Raw genomic sequence first — 12,451 nt, 5'->3', positions numbered from 1 at the left:
GACCCAGCCCGTTTCGGATAGATTTCCTTCGTGAGGCAACGAATACATTTCGAGTAGATTTATTGTGAGGCAATTCGGTCGTTTGACAAGCCCCGGCCCCGCCCGTATACTCGCCAATCGATGCGCGCGGGTCGTTTTCGGCCCCGCTGGCGCATGCGCAGGGTAGGAGTTATTCGGGAGTCGCGCCGCGTTGCTGATTGTTCGCCGAGCACAGATCGAGCCATTCAAAGCCCATCTTCGCGAGCCCTTTGTCTTGCGGGCGGTGGCCCATGTGCGCGAGTATTTTCCCGGCGAATGCGCAGCACTGTCGGATGAGGCCTTGGTCGATGTGGTGCGCGACGGGATCGTCCGTGCGGAGCACTATGGCTTCGCCTGCGAACGGGATGCGACCCGTTTTCTCAATCTGATGTTCACCTTCGGGCGCCTCTTTGATCGCGACCCGACCCTGGGCTGGGCCACGCGCCTGCTGGCCCGAGCGGGGCGCGCCAATCCCGCCAGCCTGATGAACCGGCTCTATGTGGAAGGCCTGCGCCACGAGGGCGAGGGTACAGGGCTGGATGGCCGGGGCAGCGCGGGCGTTTCCGGGGAATAGTCAATCGCGGTGGATGCCACCGCCGGACAAGGAGTCATCGTGCACGGGAAAACGCCGCCGGACATCAACTATGCCGACTTCTCGGATGGCCAGTCGGCCCTCGCCCAGGCGGAGCCCACCCACGGCACGCAGTCAACGGCCCCGGCAAAGACGTCCTGCTCGAGCCCGCCCGAGTGCGAGGTGCTGACCCTCACGCTGGAAAGCACCCACCCCGACGACACGGTAAAGGTATCGAAGAGCCTGACCGATCCCCACGGCGCGCCGGAGACGGGCGTGGGGCGTTTTCGCGTGATCCCCAAGAGCGCCGTGACCATCAAGTGGACTGTGAAGAACGGGGCGCAGGTGGACCACGCCCTGCTGGAACTCTTCGCCAAAGGCAATCCCAACGCCATCTTGAGTCACGAATTCGCCCAGGGCATCAGCGACGCCGGCGAGCTCCCCTGGGACACCAAAGTGACCCACGGCCAGGCGGATTATCCAGACGATCTGGTGAACATGGATAAGTCGCCCTACAAGCTGAAGCTCACCATCCGCCCGAAAGCGGAGGCGGTGTGCACGAAGCCCCGGGGCTACACGTATTTCGATGTGGACTTCGAGCACCGCTACAAGGCAGTGAAATACATCCCTTCGACGGGCATGGGCCGTTTCGGTATCGAATTCGATCCGAAGGAAAATGAAATAAAGGTGGCGGCAAAGACCTTCTTCGCCATGCTCGTCGCGGAGTCGAACGCTTTCAAGAAGACACTGGATCAATACAAGGCGGATTACATCGCACGCTGTACAACGATGTGGAACCAGCGATTCGCGCTGAAGGACGGCAACAACAAAGCCTGGCCGGTGTCTGTTTATTTTCAGGACGGCGGTTCAACGACATTGGAGGCGGCCCTCGACGCGCGCGTAATCGAAAAGTGCCCCGCCGATGTGATCAAGAAGTTTGAAGACTCGGGTTCCGATCACTACGTGGCCCTGCTCAGCGGCGTAGGCGGCTCGGGCCTCCCCACCGCGATTTCCCACCGCGCGGCCAACGTTTTCCTCTATGAAGTGGCTTTCGATGCGGTTCATCCCCCGAATGTTTCGGCCTCAATTGTCAACGGCCACCAGAAGTTCATCGCTGCGGATTGGCAGCAATTCTGGACGGCCCGCGTCGGAAACACGGCGACCAACCAGGCGGACCGCATGGGCGGTGTACCCAAGTGTACGGTCAAGTTTGCAAGGGGTAGCGATGACTTGAACCCGGAAACCAAAGCGCTGCTCTCCGATATTTCCACTTCCCTTACAACACGCTGCAAGGGGCTTGAGTTTCGAGTTTTTGTGAAAGGGCAGCGCGCGCCGGGCGAATTGGCAAACCTCGAGATAAGCAGAGCAACCCGGGTTTATGAGCAGCTCGCACCTGATCCACACATTTGCCGGCGCACCGTGGCGGAACTTGGTACAGCGCCACCGGAGTATGCCCAGAATGCTGCAGACGCCCCTGAAGTCGAAGGGGCTATTGTGGAGATCCGCTATGTCGGTGGGGACGTGCCCTACTCCGCCGCTACCCACGAGTGCGGTCACTTCTTTGGACTTCCCGATGAGTATCAGACCTACGGCCCCGGAAATCTTCCCCAGTTTGCGCAGGCCCAGGTCTCCATGCAGGCCCAGTGTGGCGCCCTGCGATTGGAGGCCAGCCCCACGCCCTATGAACGCAATAACCACCTCATGTCCGTGGGTACCCTGTTTTTCGAGCGCTACTATCTGACCTTCCTGGAAGCGCTGCGAAAAGTGCTCGGCGCTTGGGATGAAGACGAGCCAAACAACTGGACGATAGTGGCCAACGCCACGCCCGCCGCGCCTCCTGCGGGCGCGTTTTCTCCGGATTTCAGCCCATTGGAGCAGGCCGTGCTGGAGGCGCGGGCAAAGGCCATGGCGGGTGAGTCTGATCTCGCCACGCTGGAGACGCTCATGCGGACCAAGGCGGTGCAGGCGGGGGGCGAGCGCGTGGTCTATGCAAAGATTCTGGATCGCGACAATCTAAGCCACATCCTCGGCGCAGGATCCGCATGGAACGTGGGCGACAAGCTTTTATTCAGCCTGGGGGTGCAGAAGGGCAGAGAACTGCTTCACTGCGTAACTTTCCTCCAACCCCAGCAGGTGGAGCCCGTCATCGAAATCCCCAACGCGAGCAGCGAGACAGGAAATAATACGACCGTCTTTCTCCGATATCTCGACGTGGAGCGGCGCGAGAAAATCCTGCTTCGCGCCACCCAGCCCTACCAGGGCAACGGTACCTTCACCTGCAACACCCCCGGAATCGAGTTTTACGCCACGGAGTCCGGCGGTGCCCCACTGAACACCGTTGCCACGGGCATGCCCCTGACTTCGGCGGAATTGTGGGCGGGCAAGACCCTCTACGCGGCGGGCGAGCTCGCGGGCGCGACCCTGACCCTGACCCTCGCTGCCGCCGGTGGGCAGCGGGTCAGCACGGCCCCGGTCCAGCGCACGCTCCGCTACAAGGCCACGCCGGGGCCCTGGATGCAGTTCTATAATTTCAGTGTAGATCGCGCCGAAGCGCCTACGCCCGTTGACGGGGAAGAGCGCCGCAACGCCGTTTTTGTGCCCCTGTCCACCGCGGACAATCCGGCGCATCTGCGCTTGCGGGTGCAGGTAAAGATCTGTCTTCCCATCGCTTACACGCAGAAGATGATTCTGCGGGTTTCCGACGGCCTGGTAGCCATGTTCAAACACAAGACCGACGCACTGGGCGACGCTAAGGGGTCGAAGAAGTCGCGCAACGGCAAGAAGTGGCGGGAGTACGAACTCAGGCCGACCGACCAGAAAAACGAACACTTCCCGGACAAGCGCAGCATGGATATCTGGCTGGAGGGCATCGTTGAGACGGGTGGTCAGGCCGCCAACAACGATCATGCGGAAATCGAGCTGATCTCCACGACGTTTAATCGCGACACGCCAACGACAACCTTTGACACCTGCAAGCTGCGCGTAGGCGCCTGTCCGTCGCTCACCGTGGAGATTCCCGCTACCGCGCCGCTGACGGCGCGCAATCTGCCGGGTACCACGACACCGAATGCCGCCGCGCCCCAGCGTTTCTGTGCTCAGGAGGTTGCAACCATTCTCCACGCCGATTCGCCCTACAAATGTCGCGACTTCGACAAGAATCCACCCGTGGTAATCGTCAAGGGTTCCCTCCGCTCCGACACGCCGCTTCGGCTCAAGGCGCGATATGGCATGGGCATGCGCGCACAGTTTTATCTGGAGCAGGCGGCCGACGACCATGCCACCCTGAAGGCCGCCTGCACCCACAGATTCGACTCGCCCTTGTCCAAGTCGAGGCAGTCCATTGATGTGTCACGGCCAACGGAGTCTAACGTCCCCATCGATGTCGAGATTGATGTCCCGACGGACAATGTGGGCTCCTTCCACATCATTATGCGGGTCAGTGGTTCCACCTGCTATATCATCAATCTTGTCGTGGTTGAGGCGCTGGCCCTCGCCGGTCCCGAGGTGCCGACCGTGGCCAATCTCGCCGCTAAACGAACCGCCATAGAGACGCGCGGTTTCGTCAACGGCCTGGCACTCGTCGCACGGACGGGAGACATCCCATTCCCCGCCGCGAGCACGCCACTCAATACCCTTCGGGACCACGCCTGCGCCGTTCTCGCGGGCCGCGTTCATATCAAGGGCGGTGGACGCGATTTTCAGCGTGGAGTCGTCGGTCGTGTTTTTGCCGGCTGGATTCAGAACAAGACCGGCGGCAGTATCGTCGGGCGTTATCGCGATGGGTCCGTCGTACCCACGGGTATTCTTCGGATGACGGGCGATTTCGTGAGCAATCAGGGCGCCGGCACAAGCGTGCCAATCGATACGGGGGAAGGCATGCCCGCCGCCGATCGCTATTTCGGCGATGCCCAGCCCGCCCTGCAATCCATCGGCTTCAGCACCGCCAGTCCGCTCCTCGACACCGGCAATGATCCCATCGGCGGCGCAAAGACCTGCCTGGGCCAGCGCCACTTTGCATGGGATCCCAACGTGATTTGCGATGCCGTCGCGGTTGCCGTGGACTCGCCCGGCACGGAGTTTCTTGTCACCCATTTCACCAACAAGAACGCCCTGCTCACCCGCGCGGAGTACGCGCAAACCTTCAAGTCCTATCTGTGCGTGTGGACCGATGCCACGGGGCGCGGCCTGGGCGGGAACGAGGGCGGCCCGGGCGATTTGCTCTATGCCGCCGTGGCCGAAGTCGGCTGGGGTTTCGACGCGGCCTGGGACATCACCTGGCCGGATGACATCAAAGATCTCGCGCGTGATCCCCGCAATGCCACCGGCAACTGGCAGGCCCGGGCGAGGGTTACAGCCGACGTCGATAAGCCCCTGAACGCCACGATTAAACCGACCTACACGTGCTATCCCGCCGCCGTGCCGGCCCAGGGTCTGGTGGAGACGCGCCCGCCCGCACCGATTCGCACCTTCGCGTGGAACGCGAAAACCGTGTAGATGGCGCGCGACTTATGCGAAAGTCGCGGCCTCTTCTGAAACGGGGATGGGTTCCGCGTCCATCTGGACGGCCGCCTGTCCATTGCGGTAGTTTCTCATAACGCCGGCGGTCTCATCTTCGACCAGGATGCTGCGGATCGGTCCGAAGAACTGCCGGCCTTCCTTCGCGGTGCAGGTGGGCAGGTAGGTCCGCAGCACCCGGGGGTCGTAATATCGGAAATAGAACATGGCTCCGGTTTCGTCGTAGACCTTGAATATGGACCGCAGGTGGCTGTAAATCGCCTTCGGCCACGCACTGCTCAGCAGCAGAATGCCCCCGTTGTCGCCCAGACGCTCGGCCCAGAGCTTCATATAGTCGGGATAGCGGTTCGTGCACTGAATCCGCGCCAGATAGGGCCCCACCTTTTCCATGTGGCGCGGCGCCTTTATGAAAAGCGGGCGCAACGGTTCCCCCAGCAGGTCCCGGGAGGCCATCGCCAGGCGGTAGTCCCTCGCGGCATCCACCACGGAGTAAAGAATATCTCCCGGTTGCTTGTGCTGCTCGATGAAGCAGTGCAGATCGTAGGCGTTGGGCTTGCTCGACATCAGTGCGTCACGTTTCGTCGTTGAAGTTTGCTTGGGGCCATCCCGATGCGCTCGTCAGCTCTTGCGGCGGTCGGGATTGGGAATCTTCGACTTGTCCACCGCCTTGCGCTCGTCCGTGCAGCCCGATCCCGAGCCCTGCACCAGGGGCGCGCCGGTTTCCGAGGCGCTCGTAAAGGCGCGCGCGCACGCGGGATTCGTGCACTCGGCGGGGTGCTCCTCCTCGGCGGGTGCGGGCGCGATGGTCTGGGGCTGGCTTCGGGGCGGCGTTCCCGGCGGGGCGCTGCCCTCGCCTTCGGCCTGGGCCGGGGGCTCCGGCAGGCGCGGCATCTCGTCATACATGCGATCCAGTTCGCTCGCGGCCATCTTGAACTTGGCCCCGTCGACATCTGATTTACCCCATGGTTGACGCATGAGCTCGAACCCTTCGTTTGGACTTCAACCCGGTGAAAAGCAATGGCGCCCCCGCGAGGGGAACCCTACGGCACGACGCCATGATTCTAGTCGGAATCAAGCCGGGCTGCAAGCCCCGTCGTCGACGCGCGGATCTGGTATTTCCGCTCCGGCCATTCCGTCCGATTCATCAGCCGCCCATCGAGGGACTTGAAGTCCGCCCGCATGGGGCCTTCGGCCCTCGGGATCGTGAGCAACAGATAGCTCGGTGCTTTCTGATAGAAACGGGTGCGACCGCCGTTTGCATAAATGTTGCCCGTTTTCAGCGCCGTATTGAAGCAGGGGAGGCCGTCGTAGTTGGCCCGCTCCGCGAAAAGACCAAAGCCGGAAATCGCCGCGCTACCCTGTTTCGCCACGTTCATCCATTCGCCCTCCGCCGCCTTGCCCACGAGGTGGTGCCACTCGTTGTACACCGTGAGCACAAAGCGCTGGCGGCTTTCCGCCATTGTCTCGCGATACCACGACATCTGTGCGGACCCCGCGTCGAAAGCCTGGCAACTCTGCCACGTCGTGCCCGCGTCGGGCGTGTGGCTCAGGTCCAGCCCGATAACGCGCACATCGAAGCCTGGAATGTCGAGGTGCCAGGTCCTACCTGGATCGGGCAGGGGGAAGAAGTTCAAGAAGGCCGTCGCCTTCAGGTCATAGATGGGCTCGGGGGGCGGCTGGAGGAGCCGGTGGTAAATCTGGCGGTCATGATTCCCCAGCACCGGCATGAAAGGCGTCCGCGCAAAGAGGTCGGGATAGGCGTCTATCAGGTCGGAAAAATCGGTGGTAATGGTTCGATTGCCCGGATGGCCGATGCTCATAAGCCCGTTGATCATATCACCACAGGAAAGCAGCAGGTGAGGCCCTTCGGCCAGCAAGGCGTCCAGATTCGGGTGATCCTGCCAATTGGCCGCCGCCGCAATCCGGAGCGCGTCGCCGCTGTAGGTTTGCACCGCGTGAATCGCCGAACAACGTCGGTCGGTGGATACACGGTAGTAGAGCGTGCCATCGTCGGGAAAGGGGACCGGCACATGGTGCAGGGTCACAGGCGCATCGTCCCGGACTTCCCCGCCCAGCGCCTCCGTGGGGCCATAGGCCACGCGCGACGGACCCGGTAAATCGGTCTCCCAGTTGACCATCAGCGTCGTGGTGTCGGTGCTGGCATGGGTCAACCAGATCCGGGTGATGTATTCACCCCGGGCGGACGTCGAAAATAGAAACGCCGCGCAGCAGACCACAAGACACCGGACAACACACGCCATCGCAATCCTCCATGGGGCCGACCATCGGCCTCTGGAAGTATACCCGATAATTTTGAAATTCGGGGGGCGGGCGCTATTGAGGGATCCGCTGCCGATTTCCGGGCTGGGGCCGGCTGGGCCATTCCGAACGGTCGAGCACGGTGCCATCCGTCTTTTTAAGTTCCACGGTCATGAGCACGCCCGCCTTGGGAATGGTCAGGAGCGTATAGCTCTCCACGGCCTGGTAGAACTTCCCGTTGGCTTTGTCGCCGAAGGAATCCAGCACCTTGAGGGCCGAAGTGAAATAGGGCAGGCCCTTTACTTCGCTCCGTTCCGCGAAACTCCCGAACCCGGAAAGCACCGCGGAACCCTGGCGCAGCATGTTTTCCCACATGCCCTTTTCCTGGGCGCGAATATTCGGACCGGACTCGTTGAAATACGTGATCATGAATCGCGACGGGCGGGTTTTCACCACTTCACGGTACCATCGAAACTGCTCTGAATTGCGCTCGAACGGCTGGCAACTCTGGCGAAGCGTGCCCACGTCGCGGATATGGCTCAGGTCCAGCGCCACCAGCCGCGTGTTGAAGGTTGGGATGTCGAAAAAATACTTGCGCCCGTCTTCCGGCAAGGGGAAGTAGCTGCGGAACGCGGTAGCCTCAATATCATAAATCGCTTCCACCGCCTGCCCCTCTTTCAGATAGCGGATTTGCCGTTCGTGATTGCCCAGGGCCGGCAGAAAGGGGACCCGTGCAAAGAGCGCGGGATAGCGATCAATGATCGTGGCGAAGGGCTGGGTGTTGCCCGTAGCGCCCACGTTGTCGATGGTGACCACGTCCAGCACCATGTCGCCGCACGAAAGCAGCAGGTGGGGGTCATCCTGGATCAGCCCGTCAATGGCGGGTCGAAACTGCCAGTTCGCCGTGGCGGCGATGCGGAGCGCCTCCCCGCTGTACGACTTCACCGCGTTGATCGCCGACACTTCCCCGCCGGTGCTCACCCGATAGTGGAGCAGGCCCGTCTGCGGAAAGGGAATCTCCACATGGTGGAGCGTCGCGGGTCCGTCGCTCCCCGCCGACTCGCCCAACGCCTCCGAAGACCCATACTCCACCCGCGACGGGCCGACCTCCTTCGACTCCCAGTTCACCATGAGCTTCGAAGGATCGCTCGTCTTATGGGTCAGCCATATCCGCGAGATCGGCGCGGCGGCGGAGATGCCGCAGAGGCAAATAAAGAAGCCCAGCAGGGCCACGCGAGAAACAAACGTCAAAGTGATACCTCCTGGAAAAGGATGGAAACTAGAATCAGCGCATTCGCATTGAAGACTGGGGATTTTGGGGAGGTATGGAGCGGGGGCTTTTCAGCCCCCGACGGGTGCAATCCGCTTGCCAGAGCGCCACGGCTGTTATTGTTCGCTTTGCGCCTCCGCGCCTTTGCGTGAACGCTATAAGTCCTGTGGCACGCAAAGGCGCAACGACGCAGAGATTGAATTTCTTGTGCGCTACGCTACTTCAAGTACGTGTCGAACCACTCGGCCACATCCACGTAATTCTTCTCCAGCCCTTCCCAGCCGCTGTGCACGCCGCCGGGCTGGACGATCAGCTTCACCTTCAGGCCCGTCTCTTCGTACTTCGCCTTCAGGATTTCCGACTGCTGCAGCGGAACGGTCTTGTCGGCGTCGCCATGGAGCAGCAGGAGGGGCGGATCGTCCGGCGTCGTGAAATACAGCGGCGAGACTTCCCGGAGCTGGGCGGGCAGATCCGTGATCGTGCCGAACATGTCCGTGAAACGCTGGGGCTGGAGCTTCTGGACAAAGGTATAGCCATCGGTGATGCCATAGTTCACCATGTCCGTCGGCGGAAACCACGACACAATCGCCTGGGTCCTGCTGCTCACCCGCTCCACCGGATCCTTCGAATCCGCGTTGCCATCGTCGCCCGTCATCCCCACCATGAGCGCCAGGTGGCCGCCGGAGGATCCACTGGTGATGCCCAGGTGATCGGGATCGATCTTGTAGTCCGCCGCGTGCAGGCGGATAAAGCGCACCGCGCGCCGCACGTCTTCCACCATCTCCGGCACATGAAAGCGCGGGCCGCTCCCATGGCGCACCACGAAGGCCGTGTAGCCGTTGCTCAGCAGGCCCATGGCCCAGTGGTCCTGGCGGAACTCCGCCACTTCCTCCGGCAGATTCGACTTGCTCGATCGCCAGCTCCCGCTGGAGATCAGCACGATGCCAATGCCCTTCCGGCCCTGCTCCGGCTCCAGGATGTCCATCGTCAGGCCCATGCCCTCCTTCTGGCCGTAAACCACATCCTCCGTGGCGGTATAGGGCACGATTAGCGATTCAATGCCCGCGTGGGCCGGGGACAGTGATGTTGCGAAGGCGAGAACAAACAGCGCGGATTTCAGCGGAAACGTACTCATGATCACTCCAATAGAATTCAGGCAAAGGACAGATTTCGAGCAAGTATGAACCAGAGAAGTCGGTGACGCAAGAACACCGCTGTCCGGGGCGTGGCTGGTTCAAGGTGATGCGAGACTTGCCACGGGAATAATCGCCAGCATCGCGTGGCGTTTTTCGGAGGTGTAGACCACGTACAGATTCCCGGAAGTTTCATAGGCGCACGGGTAGGACCACTCCGGCCCCACGCCCAGCGCCGTGTCGGGGCCATCGTGAATCTGCCAAACCTTGGAAAAGCGCCGCTCGCCCGGCTTGCTGATGGCCATCGTCAATAGCTCGCGATAACCCGGCGTGGGCGTGGTGTAGAGCAGGTAGCGCTGGCCCGTGCTCAGCGTGCCCGCATAGGGCTTGGCCGAGCCAATACGGAAGTTCGCCGTGTGCGGTGCGGACCACGTGCGGCCGGTCGGGTCGCCGGTGTAGATCAGACCATTGCCGCCGTCATTGCGGACGAAGGCCACAAGACCATCCTCTTCAACGATAACGGTCGTCTCCGGATACTTCAATTCGTGCCCATCGGGCAGGTGCTTGTCCCGTTGAAGCCGCACGATGTCCCAGGGCACCGTGAGGTCATCCCCTCGGCTCAGCGCCACCGCCGGGGTTTCCGGCTTCGTTCCCGGCGCATCGGCCACGCGTCCCGCGATCAGAAAGTCCCCGCCCGGCAGCCGCTGCGCCGCGCTGTTGGGGAGAAAGCTATCCGCAATGAAGCCCTTCGAATTCCAGGGCTCACCGGGGGCCGTTGCGCCGGGATAGACGAAAACCTCGCATCGCGTTACCAAATCCGGACCGATCATATTGGAAATAAAACCATAGAGCTGCCCACCGCTCTGCCCGAACGCAATAGGAACATACATCACACCCTGGTTCGCCGTATCCGCCGCAATCACCTCCACCTCGGACCACGTCTTGCCCTGATCCGTCGATCGCCGACCCCGAATCACCGACGCGCCTTCCATCTCCCCGTTGGGACAGTTGTACCACGCGGCGAAGAGCGTGCCTTGGTATTCCGTAATGGCCACGTCATGCAGAAAATTGAATTCATCGCTCCCCGCGCGATGAACTACCTGTCGCGTCATCCCATCGGGCGTTGCGAGCGCTTCCCGCGTCGGAAAGGGCACGGATTCATCCCAGATCGGATAGACCGGCAGGGGGGCTCCCGCAGCGGGCGCTTTCTGCGCAAAGATCGCGCTCACCGGGCAGAGCAGGGCGAGCGCCACCAACATGTTTTGTGAGATTCCCATGTCATTTCTCCAGATGGGCGGAGGTCACAGTCTGCCACATTCCCGGTCGCCAGTCCCATCATTCGCGCGCCCCATCCGCCACCTCTCCCCAGCGGGACGCATTCCGAGATGGAAACTTGCTCGGGCCAATGTTAGAGTATGGGGGATTTGTGCCGGTGTGGGAACCGCGGGGGAAGGCTGCCTGGTGCCCGTTTCCGGCGTGTGGATTGCAACCATTCTGGAAAGGCTCCTCCATGTCTCACCTCGACTATCTCACCCCCCCGACATCCGTCCGCGCCGGGCTTCTCACGGCCGCTTTCATTCTGGCCAGTCTGGTTGCTCCCCAGAGTCAGGCTGCACGCCCCGCAGGCGCGGCCGCTGTGCCGACGCCCGAAAGAATCGTGCTGGCAAAGGACGATCCCGAGAAGAAGGCCGCTCACGCCGGTAATCGCGCCGGACTGAAGGATGCGGCGGACAAGAAGCCCAACGACTATCGCCAGCACAAAGGCGAATATGAGTCGCAGTATGAAGATGCGTTCAAGCGCGGTTATGAGCGGGGCTACGTCGGCGGCGAGGTTCTGATTGGTCTCGGCGAAGCCCTGAACGCGCAGAGCGGCGAGAAAGCCGCCCAGTCCATGCTCACCAGCGATGAGGCCCTTACCATGCTCGACGTCAAGCCGGGCGCCACCAAAGTAATCAACAAAGCCGTCATTACGGGTTACAAGACCGATGTCTACGGTGTGTCCGTGCCAAAAGGCGCCACACTCCGCGTGGAAATGACTACGAAGAGCAAGTCGGCCTACTTCAATGTCGTCGATGTCTCCGACAAGAGCGGCGCCGCCGTGCATCGCGGTGAGGTGGAGGGCCCCGAGGCGAGCGTCGCGGCTTCCGTGGATGGCACCTACCTGATCCGGCCATTTCTGGAATCCCCCGCCGCCAAGCGGGGCGAAAAGGCCGAGTACGGACTGAAGATTCAGATCGACAGCGGTACCGCCGCCACCACGCCGTCGGGCGGAGCCCATACCGGCGCCAAGGCGGCCCAGGCGCTCTTGACACCGGACGAGGCCCTGACCATGCTCGAAATCGCTTCGGGTGCCACCAAAGTCATCAGCAAGGGCTACATCAACGGCTACAACAGCGACTGCTACGGCGTGGATGTTCCGAAGGGCTCGACTCTCCACGTGGAAATGACCACGACCAGCACCTCGGCCTATTTCAACGTGATCGATGTGTCGGACACCAGCGGCGCCGCCCTGCACCGCGGCGAGGTCGACGGGTCTATCTCGTCCATCGACGTCAACACCGATGGCACCTACCTGATTCGGCCTTTCCTGGTGAAACCCGCCGCGAAAAACGGGGAAAAGGCGGAGTACTCCCTGAAGGTTAAGATCATCGCGCGATAAGCCGTCTCCATTCGCTATCGCGCCAG

General features: G+C 61.9%; 9 protein-coding genes. 3 read left to right on the top strand and 6 right to left on the bottom strand.

The window, feature by feature from the left end; translation table 11 throughout:
- Nucleotides 1–190 precede the first annotated feature (190 nt).
- Nucleotides 191–592 (top strand): hypothetical protein, encoded by a 402-nt coding sequence (locus JNK74_23280; protein MBL7649110.1) that lies wholly within the window; start codon nucleotides 191–193, stop codon nucleotides 590–592.
- A 39-nt stretch (nucleotides 593–631) separates the two neighbouring features.
- Complete coding sequence (locus JNK74_23275; protein ID MBL7649109.1) at nucleotides 632–5,083, top strand: hypothetical protein; 4,452 nt, start codon at nucleotides 632–634, stop codon at nucleotides 5,081–5,083.
- Nucleotides 5,084–5,095: 12 nt separating this feature from the next.
- Here the strand turns inward: JNK74_23275 and JNK74_23270 are convergent, their stop codons facing one another.
- From JNK74_23270 to JNK74_23245, 6 genes are all read right to left on the bottom strand, one after another.
- The gene (locus JNK74_23270; protein ID MBL7649108.1) at nucleotides 5,096–5,668 is read right to left on the bottom strand and encodes a DUF4123 domain-containing protein; all 573 of its coding nucleotides are present in this window, start codon (nucleotides 5,666–5,668) and stop codon (nucleotides 5,096–5,098) included.
- 54 nt (nucleotides 5,669–5,722) lie between these two features.
- Nucleotides 5,723–6,079, bottom strand: coding sequence for a hypothetical protein (locus JNK74_23265; GenBank protein ID MBL7649107.1), 357 nt, complete (start codon nucleotides 6,077–6,079; stop codon nucleotides 5,723–5,725).
- An 86-nt stretch (nucleotides 6,080–6,165) separates the two neighbouring features.
- Nucleotides 6,166–7,365, bottom strand: coding sequence for a metallophosphoesterase (locus JNK74_23260; GenBank protein MBL7649106.1), 1,200 nt, complete (start codon nucleotides 7,363–7,365; stop codon nucleotides 6,166–6,168).
- 73 nt (nucleotides 7,366–7,438) lie between these two features.
- Complete coding sequence (locus JNK74_23255) at nucleotides 7,439–8,614, bottom strand: hypothetical protein (protein MBL7649105.1); 1,176 nt, start codon at nucleotides 8,612–8,614, stop codon at nucleotides 7,439–7,441.
- Nucleotides 8,615–8,850: 236 nt separating this feature from the next.
- On the bottom strand, nucleotides 8,851–9,768 hold the full coding sequence (locus JNK74_23250; protein ID MBL7649104.1) for an alpha/beta hydrolase: 918 nt from the start codon (nucleotides 9,766–9,768) through the stop codon (nucleotides 8,851–8,853).
- A gap of 99 nt (nucleotides 9,769–9,867) precedes the next feature.
- Complete coding sequence (locus tag JNK74_23245) at nucleotides 9,868–11,043, bottom strand: exo-alpha-sialidase (protein ID MBL7649103.1); 1,176 nt, start codon at nucleotides 11,041–11,043, stop codon at nucleotides 9,868–9,870.
- A gap of 233 nt (nucleotides 11,044–11,276) precedes the next feature.
- Here JNK74_23245 and JNK74_23240 point away from each other — a divergent pair, with 233 nt between their 5' ends.
- On the top strand, nucleotides 11,277–12,425 hold the full coding sequence (locus JNK74_23240; protein MBL7649102.1) for a PPC domain-containing protein: 1,149 nt from the start codon (nucleotides 11,277–11,279) through the stop codon (nucleotides 12,423–12,425).
- Nucleotides 12,426–12,451: the final 26 nt, after the last annotated feature.

The organism is Candidatus Hydrogenedentota bacterium (assembly GCA_016791475.1).
In the GTDB taxonomy this organism is placed as follows: Bacteria; Hydrogenedentota; Hydrogenedentia; order Hydrogenedentales; family JAEUWI01; genus JAEUWI01.
Note: the sequence above shows the minus strand (reverse complement) of the source record. Positions and strands in the feature narration are given on the sequence as shown.

Bases quoted from the DNA above. Each gene is read 5' to 3' on its own strand.
- JNK74_23270 (MBL7649108.1), bottom strand. From the start codon at position 5,668: ATGTCGAGCAAGCCCAACGCCTACGATCTGCACTGCTTCATCGAGCAG.
- JNK74_23265 (MBL7649107.1), bottom strand. From the start codon at position 6,079: ATGCGTCAACCATGGGGTAAATCAGATGTCGACGGGGCCAAGTTCAAG.
- JNK74_23260 (MBL7649106.1), bottom strand. From the start codon at position 7,365: ATGGCGTGTGTTGTCCGGTGTCTTGTGGTCTGCTGCGCGGCGTTTCTA.
- JNK74_23250 (MBL7649104.1), bottom strand. From the start codon at position 9,768: ATGAGTACGTTTCCGCTGAAATCCGCGCTGTTTGTTCTCGCCTTCGCA.
- JNK74_23245 (MBL7649103.1), bottom strand. From the start codon at position 11,043: ATGGGAATCTCACAAAACATGTTGGTGGCGCTCGCCCTGCTCTGCCCG.
- JNK74_23240 (MBL7649102.1), top strand. From the start codon at position 11,277: ATGTCTCACCTCGACTATCTCACCCCCCCGACATCCGTCCGCGCCGGG.